The sequence below is a fragment of the Arthrobacter sp. 2RAF6 genome (genome assembly GCF_052115205.1).
Lineage (GTDB): Bacteria > Actinomycetota > Actinomycetes > Actinomycetales > Micrococcaceae > Arthrobacter.
On the sequence record NZ_JBFRGF010000025.1, the window covers coordinates 53,510 to 76,692 of the forward strand.

General features: G+C 60.3%; 11 protein-coding genes. 5 read left to right on the forward strand and 6 right to left on the reverse strand.

The window, feature by feature from the left end:
• Nucleotides 1-49: 49 nt before the first annotated feature.
• Both AB4Z38_RS17075 and AB4Z38_RS17080 read right to left on the reverse strand, forming a co-directional pair.
• Nucleotides 50-673: a hypothetical protein gene (locus AB4Z38_RS17075; protein WP_441430807.1), complete on the reverse strand. Its 624-nt coding sequence runs from the start codon at nt 671-673 to the stop codon at nt 50-52.
• A gap of 68 nt (nt 674-741) precedes the next feature.
• Nucleotides 742-1,764: a ParA family protein gene (locus AB4Z38_RS17080; protein ID WP_441430808.1), complete on the reverse strand. Its 1,023-nt coding sequence runs from the start codon at nt 1,762-1,764 to the stop codon at nt 742-744.
• 1,203 nt (nt 1,765-2,967) lie between these two features.
• Between AB4Z38_RS17080 and AB4Z38_RS17085 the strand changes: the two genes are divergently transcribed.
• From AB4Z38_RS17085 to AB4Z38_RS17095, 3 genes are all read left to right on the forward strand, one after another.
• On the forward strand, nt 2,968-3,531 hold the full coding sequence (locus AB4Z38_RS17085; RefSeq protein ID WP_441430809.1) for a recombinase family protein: 564 nt from the start codon (nt 2,968-2,970) through the stop codon (nt 3,529-3,531).
• Between the two features lie 601 nt (nt 3,532-4,132).
• Nucleotides 4,133-4,909: a hypothetical protein gene (locus AB4Z38_RS17090; protein WP_441430810.1), complete on the forward strand. Its 777-nt coding sequence runs from the start codon at nt 4,133-4,135 to the stop codon at nt 4,907-4,909.
• Nucleotides 4,899-8,423, forward strand: coding sequence for a DEAD/DEAH box helicase (locus tag AB4Z38_RS17095; RefSeq protein ID WP_441430811.1), 3,525 nt, complete (start codon nt 4,899-4,901; stop codon nt 8,421-8,423). The genes AB4Z38_RS17090 and AB4Z38_RS17095 overlap by 11 nt, the downstream gene beginning before the upstream one ends.
• A gap of 491 nt (nt 8,424-8,914) precedes the next feature.
• Here the strand turns inward: AB4Z38_RS17095 and AB4Z38_RS17100 are convergent, their stop codons facing one another.
• The 3 genes from AB4Z38_RS17100 to AB4Z38_RS17110 all read right to left on the reverse strand — a co-directional run bounded on the left by AB4Z38_RS17100 (nt 8,915) and on the right by AB4Z38_RS17110 (nt 16,855).
• Nucleotides 8,915-10,135 (reverse strand): DUF6575 domain-containing protein, encoded by a 1,221-nt coding sequence (locus tag AB4Z38_RS17100; RefSeq protein WP_441430812.1) that lies wholly within the window; start codon nt 10,133-10,135, stop codon nt 8,915-8,917.
• 613 nt (nt 10,136-10,748) lie between these two features.
• Nucleotides 10,749-13,550, reverse strand: a complete 2,802-nt coding sequence (locus AB4Z38_RS17105; protein ID WP_441430813.1) for a class I SAM-dependent DNA methyltransferase — start codon at nt 13,548-13,550, stop codon at nt 10,749-10,751.
• Nucleotides 13,550-16,855: a helicase-related protein gene (locus AB4Z38_RS17110; protein WP_441430814.1), complete on the reverse strand. Its 3,306-nt coding sequence runs from the start codon at nt 16,853-16,855 to the stop codon at nt 13,550-13,552. The genes AB4Z38_RS17105 and AB4Z38_RS17110 overlap by 1 nt, the downstream gene beginning before the upstream one ends.
• Nucleotides 16,856-17,502: 647 nt before the next feature.
• Here AB4Z38_RS17110 and AB4Z38_RS17115 point away from each other — a divergent pair.
• Nucleotides 17,503-17,790, forward strand: a complete 288-nt coding sequence (locus tag AB4Z38_RS17115; protein WP_441430815.1) for a DUF6504 family protein — start codon at nt 17,503-17,505, stop codon at nt 17,788-17,790.
• A 6-nt stretch (nt 17,791-17,796) separates the two neighbouring features.
• Nucleotides 17,797-21,045 carry a DNA polymerase III subunit alpha gene (locus AB4Z38_RS17120; protein ID WP_441430819.1) on the forward strand — a complete coding sequence of 1,083 codons (3,249 nt, stop codon included), beginning with the start codon at nt 17,797-17,799 and terminating at the stop codon, nt 21,043-21,045.
• A gap of 51 nt (nt 21,046-21,096) precedes the next feature.
• On the opposite strand, the gene AB4Z38_RS17125 is transcribed toward AB4Z38_RS17120, so the two are convergent.
• On the reverse strand, nt 21,097-21,858 hold the full coding sequence (locus AB4Z38_RS17125) for an SOS response-associated peptidase (protein WP_441430816.1): 762 nt from the start codon (nt 21,856-21,858) through the stop codon (nt 21,097-21,099).
• Nucleotides 21,859-23,183: the final 1,325 nt, after the last annotated feature.

Genomic DNA, 23,183 nt, shown 5'->3' on the forward strand with positions numbered 1-23,183 from the left:
TGCGGTGGAACGTCCGACGGTTACTTTCCCGCCTCCGCTGCTTAGAGGCTCATTCTTTTGCAAGGTGCAGCTTGTAGGCCGTCGATACCAGGGCGCTGCGTGAAGGCGCGTTGAAGTCAACGACCTTTTCATCAAGCCATGCGATCTGCTCGTCGTCGAGACGCACCTGGATCTGAATCCCAGCTGAGCCACGGCGACGTACAGCGCGGCGCGGCATTCCCGAGGACGACAGGACGGTCTCGGGCCTGAACTCACGGGCTATGACGTCCTCATGCAATGCGTCGAAGGCATCCAGCAGAAGATCCGCGTACGTAATTCGCTGCAGGTGGACTGCCTCTTTCACATCGGCCAACAGTTCCGGCGCCAAATACACGCCCACATTGCGCGGTGCACCGGGAACACTCTCGGAAGCCTTCTCACTTGAGTTCGCGGGTTTCTTGGCGGTCTGCCCAGATTTGGTCGGGCTCGACGTGACTGTCCTCGTGGCTATTGCTTTCTCCCGCGCTTTGCTGCCATCGTCGGTCTCAGATGGGACGGGAAGTGCCGGGGCATCACTGGGTTCAACCTCGGTGGTTGGTTCCGGTAAGACGACGAGTAGAGCAGGTTCTGCGGGAGCCGTCGCGGCCATGTCACCCGATTGTCCGTCAGTGTTCCTGCGCTTTGGCGCAAGCATGCCCTCCAGCTTTGCTCCACGTTGGGTAACGGGCGCGAAGGCGTCAGCCAGACTCGGTCGGTTCCCACTCATACGAGGTTCTCACTTTCCATGGTGTTCAGGCGGGAAAGAATTTCGCCCGTAAGCTGCTCGAACTCCTCCGCCAGCCCTCCCGCGTTGCGCGAGAAGAATCCATCTGCTGGTTTCTCCCCCGCCCTGAGCGCTCTGAGTCGACTTTTCTGTGCGTCGGTTACGGCCCCCTCAAGCTCCTGGAAGAGCAGCCCTTTCTTTCTGGCATCGGCGCTGGCGCTTTCGAGATTACGGATTCTGGTCTCGAAGACGGGTGCGACGGTTCCGAGCATCTCTGCGAGTGTCTCTCGCACGCTACGCTCGAGACGCAGGGACCGTGGGCCGACACCGAACAACACGATGCCGGCAAGTTGAAGTGAAGGGTTTCGATCTCTCACAGCCATGAATCGCCGGGCGATACGTTCAACCCCGTCGATGCTCGCATCGTCGGATTTGGTCGGGATGACCACAGCACTGGAGATTGCAAAGGCGCCCTCGACGAGGATCCTCTCCCCCGGCGGCGTGTCAATCAGGATCAGGTCGTAGTCATCCGCAATCGGAGCAAGCACCGTATAGAGCATGTCTCCGAAGTCGCTTGCATCGGACCGGCTCGATCTGGAAACCATGAGCCCCTGGATGTCCTCAAGATCTTGGCCGCCAGGGATGACGTCGAGATTCTCCCTGACGTCGCGGAGTATCAATGGAGTGGTGCCGGCGATGAGAGCGTGAAACAGCTCGCGGCCCGTTTGCCTTTCGTAGCCAAGATCCCTGGCGAGGTCACCCTGCGGGTCGAGATCGACGATTAGTACGCGTAAGCCAGCAAGGGCCGCGTATCCGCCGACGTTAGCGGTGGTCGTTGTCTTGCCTACGCCGCCTTTACCGTTCGCAAAGGAGACGACGCGGTCGATCGCGCGGGCTCGGTTCGTTTGTGGGCTGGCTGGTGCTTGCAATGATCGTGCCATCGATATGACTCCCCTGCTGGTGTGATGCTCTGCGTTCCACCCTATGTTCTCTATTCCATGATCCATGGCAGTGACACGCATAGAGAGCACCATGTGAGGACTGGCTGTTGCATCTGTTTGTATGTGTGCAGGATAGACGGTGGTTATTGCCATTGTAGTGGTGGTTTGAGTACCTATTGGGAAGCTCGCGTTATTGAATGCGGGAGACAACGCACTTGTTCATATTTGAAGTTTTGTGGTAGTCCAAATTAGAACTCAACTTGAATCAAATATTGGTGTTTATGTTGAGCGATACGTTGGAATCTCAGTTAGTAGACATGGCGGAACAGCAACTATGGCTCCAATAGGGGTTATGGCGTGCGTTATGGCATGACGGGAGACGGTAAAGACTATTGGAGAGCCAAAGAGCTGCCCGGGCTCGATCTACCGTTTCGCGCAAAGGCATCACCTTCTGGTCCCACCCGTAACGGGTTGGGGGGTCCACCGGCTCCACCGGGGGGGTGGGGACGCTTCGCGGAGCGGAGGAGTGGGCTCCCTGCGTCGCCGCGATGGGGCCCGCCCAATAGGAAGCCCTGCCGGGCCAAGCACAATACACGACATGCCAGGGGACCGAGCAGCTTGCCTCGGAGCTCTCCCAGGCCAAAGCTGAGGCCGCGACCGAGCGGGAGCAGGCTCAGGCCGAAACCGCGGAGCTGCGGGCCGGCATTGAGTCCACACGCGTGCAGCTAAGGCAGGCACAGCAGGAACGAGATGACGCAAGGTCGGCTTGCGAGTGCACAGGCTGACCTCGAGCAGACCCGTGAGGCGTCCGTCGTCCTGCAAGGCAAACTGGCAACGCTGACTGCCCGAGCGCGAGGCCGCCAGAACAAATGTGGAGCTCGAATGTGCCCACGGAGAGCAACGCGTCCACGACACCTGCCGCCGCCAAATCGACCAGCTCCGCGCCGAACTAGCCCAGGCCCGCGAGACGCCGGCCAAGGAACGCCGAACCTCTCGCCCACGAACAGCTGGAGCCGGGCAAGACAAGACAGCACAAGCCCCCCCCGGACCCGAGCCGCTTTAGAACCTGGGCCCCTTCTGGGTTTCCGGTTCCGTGTCAGTCGGACCGGCACGGCCCCCGCACCGAAGAGTGCAGTCGTCCGGTTGGGCTATACCCCAAACAGACGTAAGCAAGATGTAACACGATCCCAATGAACACGTGTCAACTTGAGGTCTATAGCGACCATTCTTGACACTTAGACAGCAGGCTCTTAGAGTTGCCCTGACACTATTGAGCGGGGAACAGTGACTGGTCAAACTTTCGGTTACATCAGGGTCAGCACGCTGGACCAGAACACGATCCGGCAACTCGACAGCGAGCAGCTCGACCGGGTTTTCACCGACCAGGCGTCCGGGAAAGACCAAAACCGCCCGCAGCTGGAAGCATTGATCGATTTCGCCCGCGACGGCGACACCGTCCTGGTGCACTCAATGGACCGCCTGGCCCGGAACCTCGAGGACCTGCGCGCCATCGTCCGACGACTCACCGACAAGAAGGTACAGGTCCGGTTCGTGAAGGAGAATCTGACCTTCACTGGAGACGACACCGCGATGGCGACGTTCCTGCTTTCCGTGATGGGGGCGTTCGCCGAGTTCGAACGGGCCCTCATCCGGGAAAGACAACGCGAAGGGATCACACTGGCCAAAAAGGCCGGCGTCTACAAAGGCAGGGGCAAGGTGCTGAACGCCGGGCAGGCGGCCGACCTGGTACGACGTGCCTCCGCCGGCGAGGCGAAAGCCACACTCGCCCGAGAATTCGGGATCAGCCGCCAAACCGTCTACCAATACCTTCAACCAGACCCCCAGTAGAACGCCCGCAGTCGAATCGCGCAGGCGTGTACTGAGCAAATGGACGTTCTGTGCAGACGAGAACGGACAACTCGCCGCTCAACACTCGCCTGCACAACCCCGGAAAAACCACTCAACCAGTGCAGCCGAGTACTGAAAATGACAGTCTCGTAAGGGACTTTGCCCACTTGAAATCTGTGAATGACTTGCAATACATGGTTGCGGAACAGCAGCGGCCGCGAGATTGCTGAGCGACCTTTCTGTCTCGTTGGTTGCCTCGCACCCCAAGGGTTCCGAGACGCCTACTATGTCGCAGATAGTGGCAGATAAAGGTGAGCTCGGGAGCAAGCTTAACGGGCGCGCTAATTCAAGCCTCAGGATGATGAAGACCGTGCCACGCCTCGATCAGGAGACCGGCAGCGCGATGATCGACCGGCTTACGCGCTTCCTCCAGTAATCGGCATGCGAGCTACCTCGCTGACACGCCTCAGGAATGAGACCCAGCTGGCGGTTTTGGAAGAGGATGGAGACCTATAGGTTGTACCTGAGACGGGTCATGTATCAATGAAGAGGTTCTTGAGTGCGGGCTTCGAGCCTGCGCGGTTTTGGGGGGATAAGCGTCGTGACCATGTTTGATAGCTGGTGCTCGAGCAGCGCGCTGACCTCGATCGCCGGCCAAGCAGTTGCCAAAGTTGTCGGAAACATCGACTCTCACGACGACGCCGCAGGAGTTGAACTCCTAGCTGCCAGGCTTCCCGATGCCTACGCCGACACGACGGCTCTTGCGTTGATTGCTGAGCGGTATGGAAAGCCTGGGTTGGCGGCTTTTCTCCGCGACCGGTTGCCAACAAAGAGAAGCGCTCGATCCGGCGATATGGGTGAGATCCTAGCGACGGCGTATCTCGCTGATGAGCTTGGTTATGTCGCCGGACCTAGTCGGCTCATCGACCGTGACCACCAAGAGTGGGCGATGAGGGGTGACGACGTGCTCGCCGCCAGGATTGGTGGCGGATCAGAGTTGCATTTAGTCAAAGGCGAAGCCAAGAGTCGCGTCACCATCGGTGGGGCAACAGTCAGGGAAGCCAGAGAGGGGCTCTCCCGTAACGACGAAATGCCGTCTCCACATTCGCTGTCCCAGTTTGCTTACCGCCTTCTAAAGACATCTGATAGCAAGGTTGGCGAGGCCGTGCTCCACGTGCAGTTGACCAAGGGGGTGAGGTCGGATCACGTAAGTCATTTGATGTTTCTGCTGACGGGTAGCGACCCAAGCACCCACGTCAGCGCGGATCTCCAGGCGTACGCTGGCACGATCCCCCAGCTGACCGTCACGCTGCGAGTCCAGCATCACCAGAAGTTCATCAACGACTCCTATGACGAGGTAGTCGCCAATGTCCCGTGACGCACAAGCCCTAGTGAATGACCTCGACGCCGCCACAGACGCGGGCTTCCGTAGTCGCCTACTGGCCCGTGGGCAGGCCCAGTCGATGATTCGCCGGGACGGCCTGCTTCCGCACGGCTCGCCGGAGTTCAGCCCCTTTCTCGACGCCGACCTCCTCAACTATGGCTACGCGCTACTCGCCGACGGACTGGACCTACTTGAGCAGTTAGAAGCAGACGGCAACGACGAAACGACCAGCCAAGTCGAGGTCGCCCGGCTAGCGTTCATTCAGAGCTCATACGCCTTAGAAGCGGCCACTCGCAACGCCGCGGATGCTCCCGACAAGATGTTTCATCGACTCATCGCGGGTGCGGCCAGCCATCTCGGTGGTTACGCCGCCCGTGCCTTCTCTCTGATGGAAGGGAGCCGAGAATCCGGCCAGATGACGCCAATGGAGCTCACCTTAGCTGACCTGATAATGCGCAATCTCGATGCTATCGAGGAACGAACACGACTACTGCGCTCTTCTGCAGAAGTCTCGGACGACTCCCTGCTCACTTCCCTCTCGGGTGACGACCCCCATGAGGATGATGCGCTCGGACCCATCGCCCTGCTGCTCAGCGAGAACTACCTCTCGTCCGTGTCCTCAGGTCTCTTTGCAATTGAGGTCGGTGACCGCGAACTTCTAGCCAGTGCGATGGATTATGTGGTCCTAGGGGAGCGTGCCTCAATGGACGTGAGCGCTCCCGGACCTTGGTGGGTCTACCGGCTCACCCGTCGGATGCTCGGTGACTTGTTCGATACCAGCATCAACTCAAACGTTCCGGTCGACCCGCCAATCGGCGGCGAGGATGAAGTCTCCCGTTGGCGTTACCTGCGCCGCACTTTCATCGAAAATCTCCTTGCACGAGGGCGGTCCGAGATCGACTTGTGGCCGTCGCAGCTCCATGTCGTGGACCGAGTTTTTGCCGACGCGCGCGACCTAGTCGTCGCCCTTCCAACCAGCGCTGGTAAGACTCGCATTGCCGAACTAGCCATACTGGCGTGCTTGGCACAGAGGCGGCGTACCGTCTACGTCACCCCGCTTCGGGCTCTCTCTGCCCAAACCGAGCAGGTCCTGACAAAAACGTTCAGCCCTCTCGGAGTACGAGTGTCGTCCCTGTACGGTAGCGCGGGGATCAGTGACGTAGACGACGACGCGTTGCGCTCGAGCGAGATCGTCGTCGCCACCCCGGAAAAGCTTGACTTCGCGCTTCGGTCCGATCCTTCTGTATTGGATGACGTCGGGCTGGTTGTTCTCGACGAGGGGCACATGATCGGCGCGTCAGAGCGCGAGGTGCGTTATGAGGCCCAAATTCAGAGGCTCTTACGCCGTCCCGACGCTTCAACCCGTCGAATCGTCTGCCTGTCGGCCGTTTTCCCTTCCGGTAGAGATTTGGAGGACTTCGTTGCTTGGATCACCGACGACGATCCCCAGGGTCTGCATCAGGAGACTTGGCGTCCGACCCTGCAGCGGTTCGGCCTCGTTGAGTGGAGAGGTGACCACGCGCGACTGGCAATTACCCTCGGGTCTGACCAGCCATTTATCCCCCGCTACCTCGAGGCAATCCGGCCGGCGGGAAGGCGCAGAAGGCAGTTCCCCGCGGACCAGCGAGAGTTGGTGATCGCTACAGCGTGGCGCTTGGTCGAGGAGGGCCAGACCGTTCTCGTCTTTTGTCCGCAGCGCAACTCGGTTGAGCCGTATGCGCGCGAAATCATCGGTTTACATAGGCAAGGCCTCATCGCCACTGTCTTGCCTGATCGCGTCGATCTGAGCGGGGCGCTCGTTGTGGGAGCCGAGTGGTTCGGTGCCGGTCACCCGATTTTGAAGTGCCTCGAGCTCGGCGTCGCCATCCACCACGGAGCCCTTCCGGGACCGTTCCGCAGGGAGGTGGAGAAGCTTCTCCACGATGGCAAGTTGAAGGTCACTATTGCCTCGCCGACCCTTGCCCAAGGGCTCAACCTGTCGGCTTCGGCAGTGCTGTTCCATGGTCTCAAACGTGGCCGTGAACTGCTGAAGGGCTCTGATTTCTCCAACGTCATCGGTCGTGCCGGGCGCGCGTTCGTCGATACCGAGGGGCTGGTGCTTTACCCGATTTTCGAGCCGCGAGGGTACCAGCGCGAGCAGTTACGGCGGGACTGGCTGCAGTTAACGGAAGGTGAGGGAGGTAAGGCGCTTGACTCGGGACTCATCCAGGTCGGCCTTGCGCTGCTCAGGCGCATGTACGCATCGCGCGGGGGCGGACCCATCGAGCCCTTCCTGGACTACCTGACAGGTGGGCCAGACTGGAGCCTTCCAGTCCTGCAGCAAGAGTCGATTGCCGACCAGGTGACAGCCGCGGACACGTGGAGATCCAACCTCTCATTGCTTGATATCGGAATTCTCAGCGTCATTGGGGACGGCGCTTACGACGCCGACTCGGACGCTGCCACGCAGGTACTTTCTGACGCTCTCGTTGACTCGCTATGGGAGCGCCAGCTACGCCGCGGAGAAAGCGGTGCCGCCACGGCCGTTCGTGAATTGGTGACGGGTAGGGTCCGACATCTATGGCGCACATCCACGCCTTCTCAACGTCGCGGCTGGTATCTCGCTGGCCTGGGAGCAGACGCCGGCGCGAGTCTATCCGCGATCTCAGGGCACGTGATCGAACTGCTGGACCAAGTCGAAGTCGACCTCGTCAATGACGATCACGTCGCTGCGTCCGATCGACTCGTCGCCATCGCGAATGCCGTTTTCAGCCTAGACACATTCGCCCCTGAAGACTTGGTTGACGACTGGAGCGGCGTGCTTCGTCTGTGGGTCCAAGGCCTGAGTCTTGCTGACCTCCGCGGGGATCGCGTCGCGATCGCGCGATTCATCGAATCCGGGCTGGTCTATAAATTGGTCTGGGGCATGGAGGCCGCCCGGGTCTTCGAGGCAGCCCAAGGCAATGCCCTCGCCGAGACGCTGAATGGTGCAGCCGTGACCGCAATCGAGACCGGAACTTTCAACCGGTCGGCATCGGTCCTCATCCGCTCCGGATTCGACCATCGACTTGCCGCCGTGAACGCAGTCGTCAGCACTGGTGCCGACTTCAACTCGGCAGCAGACATGCGCCAATGGATAGATGACCTCGACCCCAGATACGCATGGAACGAAACGTGGCCGAGCCGTGAATCTCGGTCAGCGTGGGAGGAGTTTGCGTCACACGTCCGCCACCCACGCCTCCGCCAATGGGCGCGCAGCAATGAAGATATTGAAGATGCTAGGTGGCATGGAGATGCGCCTGCCCAAAATACATGGCTCCGGGTCACCGTCCGCGACGCAAACACTGTCCAAATCTGGACGCCTGGCTTTGACCTCCTCGGCGAAGCCAGTGTCCAGATAAACCCCGAGCGACTCGGAATTCTTCGCGCGCAACGTATGCCTGACTCTCACGGGATCCGCTTGTTGTATCGCGGCCCCCGGGACCTCTTCCCTTCCACAGGCTCAAAGAATTCGGCCCAGCCCCAGTAGCATGGTCATGCGAGCTCCTTCGCTGGAATGCCTCACGAGTTGGTCTTAGCGGCTGGTATCAGAAGAGGCATGGGCCCCGGGATCGATGCTGGTCAACAGGGGACGGATGATCATTTCGTTCCATCCGTGCTCGAGTAGAGCGGTACGCAGGTCAACGGAGTAGGCGTGGAACTGCGTACGTCCGACGCCACGCTACCGGAAGGATGAGGCGTTGGCATGGCGACCTTTTTGGGACCTGTCCAGCATGTTCGATGCCTGCGTGCCAGGCCCGCCCCTAATCAGGGCGGGGATGTGGTCATTCGAGCCGGAGCCAATCGTGGCAGCCACATCCTTCCCCAAATCGACTCGGTGTCTCGAAACCTACGTGTCTCGAATCCCATAGATTGCGGGGCACCTGGGTTGGTAGCTCGTGGTTCACGGTCCTGATCGTCCACCATGATTGTCCCGGGAAGGGTCGAGGCGGGTGTTGCTGGGTGGGCCGGTTGGCTTCGTCAGAGAAGCTCGTTGACGCGACGAATGTGCAACAGGCGATAGCTGCTAGACACGTCGGTGGTCATGGTTGAGTATTCCATGGTCTTCAAGAGAACCGCAGCGTAAAAGTGATCGTCTCCAGTTGGAAGTCCTGACATCTCGGCTTTGGCCTCGGGTGCCATCTGCCCTGAATACCGTTGCCCAGCAACGTTGTCGAAGAGTTCGAAAATGCCAGTCCGGAGATTTACACCGACCAACGTAACCCTAGCTAGTTCCAACTTCTCGCTATCAGGGCTTCGATCATCAATGATAGATAGAGCATGCCGGACTGACGTGAGGTGAATTTTTACAGCACTTAGCTCCCCTAAATGGGTTGCAAGAAACACGCCCGCCCCGGTTTCGTCGTCTGAAAGTACCGTGAGTAGATTGCGGAACTTACTTCGAGCCCGTATGCCATACCTACTTAGGAGCTCCGTCAACTGATGTTGAGAGTCTGCTGCATGTAGTAGCTCTAGCAGTCGCTCCGTTGACTTGTTTACTAGGTCGTGCCCTACCAGCGTTGGGTTTGATCTGGGGGCCAGAACCAAGACAAAGGACGCGGCTAGGGCTCCCGTGAAGACGAGTTCAGACTCCTGGAGGATTTCTTCAGGTATCAGCCCGCGAGCCGTCGGCCGGCCACGCTCCTCTTGTGCCAGCGAGTCAAGCGTCTCTTGAAATGAACCTGCCAGTCGAGACAACGAGCGGAGGGAATACTCGGTTCGACGCGTGTTGGGAGGAAAAATCTCTAATGCTATGCGAGTTCTAAACTCCCCCTCAGAGTCGACTCTAAATTTGTCCGGGTCGAATGAGGGAAGGGTTTCAGTGTCAATGTCCAACCTCGCATCGGGAAGAGGAAGCCAGTCATCTTGTATTTGATCGGCAAGGATGGTCTCTAGCCTATTTTTAGGACTTTCGATGCCGTAATCAGCGATTACTTGATATACGAACCCATCTTCTGCGTGGGTGTAGACGTCCCTTAACGGGATGTGTCCGCTTCGGACTAGATTCATCCGAGCACGGGACACCGAAACATAGAGATAGGTTTCGGTGTTTTCGTCCTCGTCTTCATCCACGCAGTTAGCCAGGAAGAGGTTGCCCGCTCCGCTCTGGGCAACGAACAGACGGGGCCCATCATGTTCAAAGAAGACCTCGGAGATGGCAAGCGAGCCGAGCGCCGTATCTGTCGCAGGTACGAGCGTCATGGTTTTTCCGCTACACAAGTTGCTGCCGGAACATGATTCAGCGGGTCCGGCCACCAGTCATGATGCGAATCTCCCATAGAGTTAGGAGTGGAATCAACCCATCCACACGTCAGCTCAACTGACGATATCGACTTTTTTCGCGCCCACGGGGTACTTTTTTGTGCGTTCAAAAGGTCCTGCATCTCCGTGAATACAGAATGTCCGTAGCACTCGCGCTTTTGGTTTGCTCCTGCCATGGCACAGGCGCCCCCGGTCTTACTGATGGGAAGAATCCAGTCGCTGCCCGAAGGCGAAGCGCCAAGGGTGAGCTTTCCCGCGGTCAAACGATAGACCGTCCCCGCTGCTGGACTTGCAGTTGGTGGATGGTAGGGAAGCGGGAATTCCGTAGGCGGCACGCTAGGAGTCGGGCTCATTCTGGTGACTCTACCAACGGATGTCCCCGTGGCATGGTTGCGGCGCAGCCAGACCAAGGGTCATGTTTCAGTTTTGTCATTCGTATTGGATTTGGCGTGACCAGGGGCCACAACAGTTCCCGCGGCGGGGAAGTGTCCTAGAGGCACGCTACTTCGGACAAACTAGCGCGCCGTCTCCTTCTTGCACGGGCGATGGTTGATCACCGCTTTGCGTACTTGGCGTAACGCTCGAGTAGTAGTCTCTGGCGATCCAGTTCCAAGGCCCCGGGGGGTATGCCAAAGAAGGAATCAACTTCCTTGTCCAGGGCGAGGTGAGCAGTTAGCAAGTCCTTAGGCATCGAGTTTGGATCGTAGAGGCTTTCAAGTGAAGCCCCTGGATGGTTGGTCCGTGCAGCGAGAACCCTTGAGCCCGCCTCAATGATTACCTTGCGTGCTTCCGGGTGCGTATTTCCAAGGGGAAAGTTGTTCCACACGATGGTATTTGAAAAACGATAATCGGACTTGAGTCTTCCTCCGACCATGCGTTGCCAGACCATGAACAGCGATGACGAAATTAGCGCGAACAGGAAGCCGTCGTCGTCCGGCGCGGTGAATGCCAGGTTACTCGTGATCACTTCTGGCTCCATGCGGGCCGTCGTTAGGTACATTCGGTTCTCGCTGACGACAGATGGGACGCATAGATAGTGACGTTTCGGCTGCCGGATCTCGGTGAAGAGGTGCGGTGTAGCTGCCTGTATGCGGGTTGCCGCTTTGGTACTCGCGAGACGCATCTGCCGGACGCCCTCGACTCGTTCCCGGAGGATGGGAGAAGCCTGAATGTCCGACCCTGGTGCATCAACAAGCCATAAGCACCATCGATCACTTCCATTGATGAGTTCATCGGCTCCGATGAACGAACGTAGATATTTCATCGCTATGGGGTCCGCCATCACGCTTGGGTATTCCGGCTTCTTTACCACCAGAAATCCTCCATCCACTGGCTTGGATCCATAGTTCACCTCAGGCAACGAAGGGGTGAGCGGTTTGGATCGCTTCCGGACCAGGACGTTTGGTCCGTCGACGAGGTAGGCATTGATGAATGGAACTTCATTGTGTTGAACTGCCCCTTTACCTCCGCTGTAATCCCATAACTGCGGCTGAGGGCCGCCCTTGTCAAAGCCAACGATCACACAATGGACAGCGGCTTTGCCCGAAGCCTCCGACTCCCATGGGAAGGTACGGTGGGCGAAACGGATCCTCCAGCCGTCCCTGAAAATCGGTTCGAAGAGGGCCGGAACTGGTTGCCCCTGGGCAATGGAGTTGGTAGTGACATAAGCGAACCTTGCTCCTTTTGTCGAAGACAGGAAGGCGAGGGCTTTGGCATGCCAGCCGGTGACGTAGTCCAGATACCCGTCATAGTCGTTACCCCAGGCGAGCTGCAGGTCCGCCGTCTGCTCGTCTGTCCGTAGTGACTGGCCTGCGTAGGGCGGGTTGCCTGCGACGATTGTGTCGTCATCCGGTTGAAAGAGGTCGGACCATTCGAACCGAAGGCTGTTCCCCCGGCCTAGATTGTCTTCAGTTGCCGTAACGATCGTCGCCTGCTGCCGAATCGGCAACCTTTCAGGCGCATATCCCAGGCGTTCGATCATTTGGAGATCGCATTGCCGGTCCATGAGGAACATGGCTGTCTCAGCAATCCTGGCTGGCCATTCGTCGATTTCGATACCAAAGAAGTTGTCCAGGACAACCTTAGGGTCTAGAAAGGTTGTCTTCCCGCGTCCTTGCCTGTCGTCAGCTGTTCCAACTGCAATTTCGAGCTGGCTGGCATCTACCTTGCTGCTTCGTTGGGATTCCTTGAGTTTGAGCCGTTCCAGGATCGCAATTTCGAGCAAGCGCAATTCGCGGTAGGCGATGATGATGAAGTTCCCGCAGCCGCAGGCCGGGTCCAGGAAGTGGATGCGCGCGAGCCGTTCTCGCAGCCTAGTCAAAAGGGCGGTTTCTTCTCGATGATCGACGGCCTTGGCGTATTCCTCCCGAAGCTCATCGAGGAACAAGGGGTTGAGGGTCCTAAGGATGTCCTTTTCCGACGTGTAGTGTTCACCGAATTCACGCCGTGTCTTCGCGTCGCGCACGGATTGGAACATCGAGCCGAATATTGCTGGAGAGATATCTGCCCAGTCGGATGAACATGCGTCAAGGATTGCGGTGCGCAGTTCCCGTCCAACCGGGGGCAGCGTGATCCGCTCCCGGAAGAGGCCGCCATTGACGTACCGAACCCCATTGAGATGAGGCGGCGCAGCCTCCCTGGTTTCCGGTTTCGTGTCTAAGTAGATGAAGAGCTCGTTGAGGCGATCTGCCAGATCCGCACCATCCGGCCGGGTGTGATTGATGATGAAGTTTTGAAACAAGTCCTTGGCCCACATGTCCGTGTCGTCCCCGAACATGAGGAACAGAGTGCGAGCCAGCGTTACAGAGATCTCATGTTCGGGAGTGCCTGCTGCTGTAAGAGCGTCGAACATGGAAACCATGAGCTTGGAAGCCCGTTTGGTTTCCTTCTCTGTTTCAACGTCGAAGGCTCTCTTGACGCGTTCGATGACATCAGTTGCGCTCAGGCTCTCCGCAATGCCCAGTGTGATGGCTTCAAGACGTTTCGCCAGCTTGGGGTTCTCCCGGCCTTTGACGTGCACGTGCGAGGTGAGTCTCGTGTTGACGCTGCCGGCCTTGATAGTGCGGACCGGCCAGCGCCAGATCTGCTTCGTGTCGTCATGGAAAATGACCAGACGGTCGGTTGATGTCTTAGCGATGGCACGGTCGACGGCTGCCTGGTCGGATGAGTTGGGTAACTGGGGACAGACCCAGACCCGAAGCCCTTTATAGCTGGATATGTTGGCTACATGGTAGGTCTCGTTGCCATTTAGCTGTACCGCGAGCGGCGGCTGGTCTGGTCTGGACCAACGCAGGTGCTCCAGGAAGAGCGTCTGGTAGTCATGCTTTTCAACGAGGTTGAGCAGGGTGGCGGCCATTAGTCTTGGACTCCCAGTGAGCAGACGACCCGTACGGGGTCCTTGTCTATGGATTTGATTACGAGCTTGTCGTCTTCCTGCAGCTGGTTGAGGATGGCGACCAGGTCCTCATCCGAGACCCGGATACGCAGGGCGGCCCGGAGTTTCACTTCAGCTGCTTTCTGCAGGGGGCGTTCGTGCAACGCGTTGAGGGCGTCTTCCCCGCCGCGCATAAAGAGGGTACCTGTGAACCGTTCCCAGATCCGCTTGCGGACGCCCTTTAGGTTGCCGGTGGCGACACTGTCACTGGATAAGGGGCCGTGCACCAGGTGCTGCAGCCTTTCGAAGTGGTCTTCCCTGAGCTGGGCGGTAGGGGTTTCTGGCTCGGCATGGAAGAGCTTAAACGCCTCGTAGGGGGTGATGAGTCTTTCGCGTTCCCGCAGGCCGTCTTCCCCGCCAGTGGACACCGCGAAAGCGTCGACACCGGAGGTGGTGTTGACGTAGCAAACAACGCAGCTGCGGGATTCGTTGATGAACCGGTTCCGGGTTGACTGGACCATGTCGGGCATTGCCAGTACCCGCTTCGCGATGTCGGGATGTTTTTCCAAGGCGTGGGACCAGACCAGCCAGGCCTCGCTAACGACGTCGGCTTCCTCGTCCACGACGGCGTCGTCTTCAAGTGTTCCGCCATAGAAGTTGTCGAGGATGCTGATTTCGCTGTCAGTGCCGAAGAATTGCTCGTCTGAGCCGAAGGCTTGTGCTGATGATTCAAGTCTTTGCTTAATGCGCTGACGCAGGCTGATTTGTTGCTCGACCTTTTCGTGGGAGATCAGGTAGACGTATACGGTGAGGGATTTCTGGCCGATACGGTCTACGCGGCCGGCGCGCTGGATGAGCCGAATGATGGCCCAAGGCAGGTCGTAGTTAACGACGATGTGGGAGTCCTGGAGGTTTTGGCCCTCGGAAAGAACATCGGTAGCGATCAGCACGTTGATTGGGTCTGAGACTGGCTCGTTATTCACTTCGGCGCCAGGGAGTTTATTGGATGTTGGGGAGAACCGTCGGGCGACCGCACCGAGATTGTCGGTGTTACCGGTTGCCAGACCGACGTTTTGAATGCCGGATTCTTGTAAGGCCTTGGCTATGTATTCGGCTGTGTCCTTGTACTCAGTGAAAACCAGAACCTTGTCTCCAGGATGGTTTTTGGTCAGCAGGTCGACGAGAGCGTTGATTTTCGAGTCCTTGGACGGGTCCCAGGTTCCGTACCTGCTTAGTAGCCAGGTGAGCGTGTTGTTATCGCGCTCCAGATCTGCCCTCAAGGCATCGGTGAAGATGGTGGTGTTGAGCCACTTCGTTGATGCTGGGAGATGCCTTTGGAGGTATTCGTAGCGTGAGGCCGATGTACCGTGAGTTCCTTCAGTCTCCTCAATGTCCTCGTCGGTCACTGCTCCGAACTGCTTGTCGGCGAAATTGCCCAACGGTACCGGGAGACGGTTCTCTATGGCATACAGATACAGGTCATTTCGGGCCCGCTGACGCTGCAGTGACTGGATGAAGGAGTACCCGGAAGACGACAGCCGTTTGAACAGGCCTGTCCGCACAAAGCCTGCGACGTTTCCCCGGCCGGTCCTGATGTCCTCGAGGATTTTCTTGTCATCCTCGGTGTGTCGGCGTTTCGGAGAGTCGTAGGAAGCCAGAACATACCTCGGAAGCAGCAGAGACTTGATGGCGTCCAACGTTTCGTCGTCCTCCATGAGCCTCGCCGGGTCGTCGGCACCAAAGTCATGGCTGACAGGCCGTGACACCCGAACCGGAAAGAAGAACGGCGTCCCGTCGGAGAACTGCAGGTATTCGCGCTCAACCGTGCGCCCGTCCGCCAGCACGACCGGCTTCTTCTTGGCTGTCCTCTTGATGAACGAACGGGTGCGGCGAACCAGATGATCGCTCATAAGACGCTTCCAATCCTCCGATTCCTCAGAGAATCGGAAGGCCGCCAACGTGTTGGTCTTCCCGTCCACTTTCTCCGCAAGTGCCGGGTTCAATGCCAAAGCTGCCATTGGTTCAATGCCCAGGTCGTCGTCTTCGTCCAGGTACAACCCGATCTGGTTAGCGACGTCCTCAAAGGCAAGGTTGTACGGCGTAGCGGTCAACAACAGGACCTTCGAGTCGTTTCCACGCACATACTCTCTGATGGCCTCGTAGTCTTTTCGCGTATTGGTGCGTAGGTTGTGGGACTCGTCGCAGATCACCAGCTGGAAACGTTTCAGTTCCGGAAGGACCTTGGCGGCCATCGAGTAGGGAACGACGCGGCCTGGGATGTCATAGGCGTCAAGGTGCTTCTGCCACATCTCCTCAAGGTTCTTCGGGCATAGGACAAGCGTGGAGTAATCCTCCGCGGCCTGCAGCAGCATGGCCGTGGCCACTGCAGTGAGGGTCTTACCCAGGCCGACCACGTCGCCAAGCATTGTGCCGCCCCTGCGGACTATCCGCCGCGCCAGGATTCGGACGGCGCTCTCTTGATAATCAAGGAGCAACTGATGCATCGATGGGGGCAGTACGTAGCCGTAACCGTCTCGGACATCCTGCGACATAGAATGGCAGACCTTCAGGAAAACCTCGAAAGGCGTGGGCTGCTGTTCTGCTGCCCAGGATTCCTCAATCAGCTCAATGATCTGTTCGGTGATCGGCAGCGAGAACGTGTCATCCCAATGGGTGGTAAACCAATCGTCCAGCTTGCGTGCAGCGTCCTGTTCTAGGACATCGACGTTGAGTTCGAGATTCCTGTAGAGTCCCGCCGCCGTCAGGTTGGACGACCCGAGGTAACCCATGACGGGAAGGGCATAGTGGCCGGGGTTGTGCAGAATGTAGGCCTTGCCGTGCAGGGGGCGCCGTGTGAATACCTTGATTTCGACCAAACCGGAACGGAGCTGCCGCTTCAGCGCACGAAGCGAAGTCTGGCCTTCTTTAGTGGAAAGACCCCTCATGAGCTGTTCTCGCAGGTGGCTTACCAGCTGGGCCTGCCGCATTCGGGCGGACTCAAAATCGGCAATCCCTGCATGCGGGTCCGGCGGCTGAACCTGTTCCTGAAGATCTTGCAACATGGAATCCGCGGCCGAGGGTGCCACCATCCCAACAAGGATCCGCGCAGCCGGATCACCCGACACTCCGTCTGCTTGCTGTTTCGCATCCACCAGCTCCGAGAACGTCCCCCACCCTCGCAAGTCGAAATAGCCTGTGGCTACGTCTATGCGCTTATGCTCCGGAAATGTTTTGAGGAGGCTGCCTCCGAGAGTGTTGGTCTCAGAGTTGTCGAAGATCGTCGGCATTTTCCCCCACTAGTATTCCCCGCTCCTCATATAAGAAGTCGGCAATCGGCGCAGATTGTCAGTGCAATCTTATGACTTTGCAGAACGAAGCCTCCTACAAATGCGCCTGACCTCCACTAGTTCCCTTGGTGCGCCGACTCTGAGGCTGCAAACAATCAACACGGTCACCAACCGCAGATACGTCACCATCGGGACAAGTGAATTTGCCCAGCTTGGTTGGTGTACTTCTCCAATGACGCAGGCCGCCCATGGCCGGCGACCGTGCACATCCCTGGCTGGGCTTGAACTGAGTAGAACTGCGGTTAGGGAACCAGATGCAAGACCGGTTGTGTCGAGGTTGTTTGCCTTGGCTGAGGACAGGGACTCCCCGTCTTTGTGTCATGGATCCGCCCCACGCTGGCCAATCGGTTGGCGTGCATCCCAACGCTGGCGTCGACAATGACACTTAGCACTTCCCTCGCCCGGGTGCGCCGGTTCGCGCTTGGCAAATGGCTCGAGCGCAGAGGCGACAGCCACCTCTGTCCGGCAGATACTGGAACCGAGGCGTCAGGCCGGTGGTTCCTGGTCCTGGCTCAAACTGTCGGTGGCGACACATAGTGTCGAACGCATATTCTATTAACAGTTTTTATATTAGAAGGTGTGTTCTAGTGCTGGATGTTGATGAGCGTGTGTTAGTACGGACGACTCCGGACGGATTGCCCCTGGGTTTTGAGTGGCGGGACCGGCAGTATCGGAGCACCGAGACACCTCTGCGGTTCTACACCCGTCGCCCGTGGTGGGTCGAGCAGGCCCGTATTCAGAAGGGCATCGGCCCGCAGGTCCTCGAGACGGAGACCTGGCGGATTACCGCCTCGGGCCGCGGACGTTCGGCCGAGCGGGTGTTCGAGCTGGTCCGTGACGACGCTGATTGGGTGCTGGCCCGGATCCTCGGCTAGAAGCTTCTGATGTTTACCCACCTGCACGCCGCGTCGGCGTTTTCAGCACATTACGGGGTGGACTGGCCGGACACACTGGCGGCTGCGGCAAAGGCCGGGGGAGCGGACGCCCTGGCCATGACCGACCGTGACGGGCTCTACGGGATCCCCAAACACATCGGGGCGTGCATCGCGGCCGGAATCGATCCGATCCTCGGCGTCGAGCTCGCCGTCCTCGACGACGATGGAGCCGTGGGCGGACGCGTCGTTGTCCTGGCCCACGGCCACAACGGCGGCGTCGGCTATGCGGCGCTGTGCCGACTGGTCTCGGCCGCCCACGCCCGCAAGACCGTCGCGGTGACCCGGGCGGAGATCGCGGAGCATCTTGTCACCGATGCCGGCCCGGTGGGGACCGTGCTGCTTGGGCCGTTGTCCGACGTCGGGCTCAAGGTCGGGACCCGCGGTGACGGCATGGCCCTGATGGACCAATGGCTCGCCGTCGTGCCCAGGGAAGCGTTGCGGGTCGAGGTCGTCTCCCACCTGTCCGCGCCCGGGCTGCCGTTCAGCCACACCCACGCCACACGGATGCTCCGCCTCGCCGGACGCGCCAGGGTCACGGCGGTGCTGACCAATGCCGTCCGTTACGTTCTGCCGGACGGGGCGATCACCGCTGACATCCTGGATGCCGCCCGGGCGCTGCGCCGCCTGGACGAGACCGGGGTCCAGCCCACGGCCCAGGCCTGGCTCAAACCTGCACCGATGATGAAGGCCCTCGCCGCGGAGATCGCCGCGGTAGGCCAGGCCGGCGCCGGAGCCGCGAAAGACCTGCTCGCTGAGACCGCGGCCCTGGCGGACCGGTGCCGGATCGATCCTGTCGGCGATGCGGGCTGGGGTGTGCCGGTGATGCCCGAAGCCTCCATCATCGGCATCATCGGCATCACCGGCGACCCGCTCACTGTCCTGTGGGAACGGGCCCGGGCCGGGGTCAACACCCTCTACACCGGCTCTGACAAGACTGCCATGGAGGTGGTGGAGTCGAGGTTGCGGCTCGAGATGGACACGATCGCCGAACTGGGGTTCGCGTCCTATTTCCTGACCGTGGCCGAGGTTGCCCGGCTCATCCGGGACATGGGGATCCGCTCCGCGGCCCGCGGCTCCGGGGCCGGGTCTCTGGTCAACTACGCCTTGGGCATCTCGTTCGTGGATCCGATCCGCCACGACCTGCTGTTCGAACGGTTCCTGAGCACCCGGCGCCGGACCCTGCCGGACGTGGACATCGACGTCGAGTCCGCCCGCCGGCACGACATCTATCACGAGATCTTCCTGCGCTTCGGCCCGGAACGGGTCACCCTGATGTCGATGCAGTCCGGCTACCGGGCCCGCGGCGCGGCCCGGGACGCCGGCATGGTCCTGGGCATGGACCCGGACGACATCGACGGGATCGCCAAGAACCTCTGGCGCTTCTCCGCCTCCCACTTCCGGGAGGCCATGGCCGAGAAACCCGAACTGCGGGACCTGGCCGAACGGGTGGAAGGCAGCCGGCAGCTGGACCTTCTCGTGGACATCACCGAACGCCTGGACCGGCTGCCGCGGCATATCTCCATGCACCCCTGCGGGGTGATCCTCTCCGACACGTCCCTCCTGGACCGCACCCCGGTGCAACCGTCCGGGATGGGCCTGCCGATGTCCCAGTACGACAAGCACGACATGGACCCGATGGGCATGATCAAACTCGACGTCCTCGGGGTCAGGATGCAGTCGGCCATGGCCTACGCCGTCACCGAAATCCGACGCACCACCGGGGAAAACATCGACCTCGAGGCCGTGCCGCTGGACGATGAACCGACCTTCGAGCTGATCCGTTCCACCCACACGCTGGGGTGTTTCCAGATTGAATCCCCGGGCCAGCGCGAACTCGTGGGAAAGCTCCAGCCGGCCGTGTTCGATGACCTGATCACCGACATCAGCCTCTTCCGCCCCGGGCCCATGCAGGCCGAGATGGTCAAACCGTTCCTGAACCGGCGCGGCGGCTGGGCAACCGTCGAGCAGCTCCACCCGGACCTGGAACCCTTCCTGCGGAACACCTACGGGATCGTGGTCTTCCACGAACAACTCATGCGGATCATCGACACCTTCACCGGCTGCGGGCTCGCCTACGCCGACGTGCTCCGGCGCTTCCTGTCCGACGAAGACCGCCTCCCCGGCGTCGAGAAGTTCTTCCACGAGAAAGCCCTTGAGCGCGGCTACCTACCGGAGGTGATCGGGAAGGTCTGGGGTGTCGTCAAAGGCTTCGGGTCCTTCGGCTTCTGCCGCGCCCACGGCGCCGCCTTCGCCAAACCCACCTTCCAGTCGGCCTGGCTGAAAACCCACTACCCGGTCCAGTTCATGGCCGGGCTCTGGACCCACGACCCCGGCATGTACCCCAAACGCCTGCTCGTCGCCGAAGCCCGCCGCCTCCGCATCCCCATCCTGCCCCTGGACGTCAACCGCTCCACCGACGAATACGTCACCGAACCGACCCCCGACGGCCGACTGGGGATCCGCATGTCGCTGGCCGACGTGAAAGGCATCCAGGTCCGGGAAATCCACCGGATCCTCGCCGAACGGCCCTTCGACTCCATGGCAGACCTGAAGGAACGCGCCCGGCTGCGCGCCTCCACCGTGCAAAGCCTCGCCCTCGTCGGCGCCCTCGACACCCTCTACACCGGGCAGAACAAACGGACACGGCCCGGCCTGACCGCCCGGAACCAGGCCACCCGCACCGCGAAACGGTGGCAGGTCATCCCCGGACAGCTCGCCCTCCCGCTCCCGGCCATCGACGCACCCACGATCCCCGAGGACATGCCCGAACTGACCGGCATGGAGATCACCCGGGAAGAACTGGACATCCTCGCCCTGGACGTCAGCCACCACCTCATCGACTCCTACCAGCCGCTCCTGGACCGGCTCGGCGCCACCAAAGCCAAAGACCTCCTGAACCTGCGCAACGGAAGCAAAGTTCTCGTCGCAGGGATCCGGGTCGCCACCCAGACCCCGCCCATGCGCGGAGGCAAACGCGTTGTCTTCATCAGCATCGATGACGGCACCGGCTGTGTCGACGCCACGTTCTTCAGTGACGCCCAGGAAAGAGTCGCCCCGCCGATCCTGTTCTCCACTAACCTGCTGCTGATCGAGGGGACCACCCGCCGCACCGGCCCACGGGGCATGTCCCTCCAAGCCAGCAACGCCTGGGACCTCGCCGCCGTCGCCCTGCCACGCCCGGCAAAGGCATCATAAGAAACTGCGTCGATACTGAGGTCCACCGTCCCGGAATCAGGACCGTAGGTTTTAGACGAGCGGGTTTTCCACCGTTTCCAGGCGCTGCCGCCCGTCCTCGTCCTTGACGAGTTCGACGGGCCGGAGGGTCCAGTCCGCTGCGACGTCGTACGCCTCGCCGCGTACGAGATCCAGCAGGCCAAGGCCGTCCTTGTCCCGCGGGTCCAGCCAGGCGTCGATCGTGCCGGCTGCCAGAGGGATCGGCAGCCGGTCATGCAGCGCACCCAGCTGCGCCAGGGATGCTTGCCCGGAGTCCAGCGGAGGAGCAGCCATCGTCAGGATGGTGCAGGACAAGAGCCAAGCATCCTGGTGCGACTCGTCCTCGACGGCAGCGTTGCGCCAGGGCGCATACAGCCCGGCGAAGGCGATGGTGTCGCTGCCATCAGGCGCGATCTCGTAGCGCTGCTTCGGGTCCGTGCGCTTTGGCCCGGACTTCTTCCATTCCGCATAGCTGGCGGCCGGGACAGCTGCCCGCCACCGCGGAACAGAGGCCCGGAATGTCGGCTTGTCACCAACGTCCTCGCTGCGGGCATTGAAGGTCGCGAACTTGGATTCAAAAGCCGTGGCGAATGTGGGGATCATGCCCCAGCGGCCAACGGACAGTTCCCGCCGCACAACCCCGTCCTCACCCAGCCGGCCCTGCAGGAAAGGCACCTGCGTTGTGGGGCGCACGTCCAGATTCGGCGCGGACTCCCGGACCCCGCCAACCAGCTGCGCGCCAAATTCGATGCCCAGCTGGTTCATGGTCTTGACGTTTGAATAGCGACCGCACATGCAGATCCTCCTGGAGGGACTTCGTTGCGCTTCATCCTTTGGCCGCGAAACGGCCCCAAGGAACGAAAGGTCCCGTCTGATGGGGGACCAGCCGGGACCTTCCAACGATAACAACGCACGCTGGGAATGTGCAGGGGGCGTGAGGTCGGGCGTACTCTGGACGGACTTCATATCAGGAAGGACCCCGGAGAGGAAAGGCGGTATTCACCAGCATGAGCCTCAAAGACGAGTGGGACCGGCTCGATTCCGGGACCCGGACTTGGCTTCTGGAAAATCCGGCATGTCTGGTCCTGCCCCCCCGTCATGTCGGCCAAGATCACCAAAGACGCACGAACAGACATTGCGTGTGACCGGCACGGGCAGGTCGTACTTTCCGCGGAAGACCACGGTTTTATCCGGGAAAAAGCAGAGGCTGCCGGAAGACCAATCCACCTTCCTGTGAGGGAATACCGGTTCTTCGACACCGCGCCTTTACCGGTCATCAGGACAGCGCCGTCCGGAAGAAGCGCCGCGGCTTCGTCGGATGAGGCTGAGTAGGACAGGACCGGGTTGTACCCAATGGGGCCCAGCTTTGAGCTGTGCGGAGGGCTCCACCTGACCTCCAGTGGGCATAACCCGTCCCAAAAAGCCGCCGTGCTCTGATCCGGACGGCTGAATCCGTGGCTGGGCGGCACCCTCTACCGGTCCGCAGGCCCTGGCCCGTCCGGTGCTGCGTCATCTGCGCGGTAGTCCCTGAGCATGGCGGCCAGAGCCCGCACGGCGGCCGGATCGTCTTCCCAGAAAGAAGTCCCCTTCCGTGTGCAGGCATGGAAGGCGGTCACACCAGCCCCTTCTGCAGCTTGGGCGAGTTCGGCCCTTGCCTGCCTCAGCTCTGCCAGCTGCTCAGGTGTTGATTCTCCGGCCTGCGGCCCGGTCCGCCTGGCAGCGGGCAGACCTCCGTCTGCCTTGGTCCGGCTTCTCCGGAAAAAGCCTCTTAACCCCATTGCGGTGCCCCCTGGTCTTGGGAAAGCGCCCCTCCAGCCACACCATGTTTTGCTTCGACTGGCGGGACGTTTCCACCGTATCAATCACCTGGTTTCCGCTTCGCTCGCACCAGGGAATAAGGGCGTCCGCTGCGCGGCCGGCTGTGGGGTCCAGGGCGCGCCGTCGCAGAGCTCCGGACCCCCAGGACCGGTGTGTCTACGACGTTTTTTGGCTGCTGTCCTTCGGATTGTACGTGTCCGCTCCACCCCGTCTAGCCCCTCCTTCGTCGGGGCCTGCGGCCCGGGGAATCGGCTCCGGCGCTCCTTCGTCGCTTATTTCCTGCGCAGATTCCACGGTCCTTG

Coding starts and splice junctions, on each gene's coding strand:
- AB4Z38_RS17100 (WP_441430812.1), bottom strand. CDS start 10,135: ATGACGCTCGTACCTGCGACAGATACGGCGCTCGGCTCGCTTGCCATC.
- AB4Z38_RS17080 (WP_441430808.1), bottom strand. CDS start 1,764: ATGCGTGTCACTGCCATGGATCATGGAATAGAGAACATAGGGTGGAAC.
- AB4Z38_RS17110 (WP_441430814.1), bottom strand. CDS start 16,855: ATGCCGACGATCTTCGACAACTCTGAGACCAACACTCTCGGAGGCAGC.
- AB4Z38_RS17105 (WP_441430813.1), bottom strand. CDS start 13,550: ATGGCCGCCACCCTGCTCAACCTCGTTGAAAAGCATGACTACCAGACG.
- AB4Z38_RS17095 (WP_441430811.1), top strand. CDS start 4,899: ATGTCCCGTGACGCACAAGCCCTAGTGAATGACCTCGACGCCGCCACA.
- AB4Z38_RS17075 (WP_441430807.1), bottom strand. CDS start 673: ATGCTTGCGCCAAAGCGCAGGAACACTGACGGACAATCGGGTGACATG.
- AB4Z38_RS17125 (WP_441430816.1), bottom strand. CDS start 21,858: ATGTGCGGTCGCTATTCAAACGTCAAGACCATGAACCAGCTGGGCATC.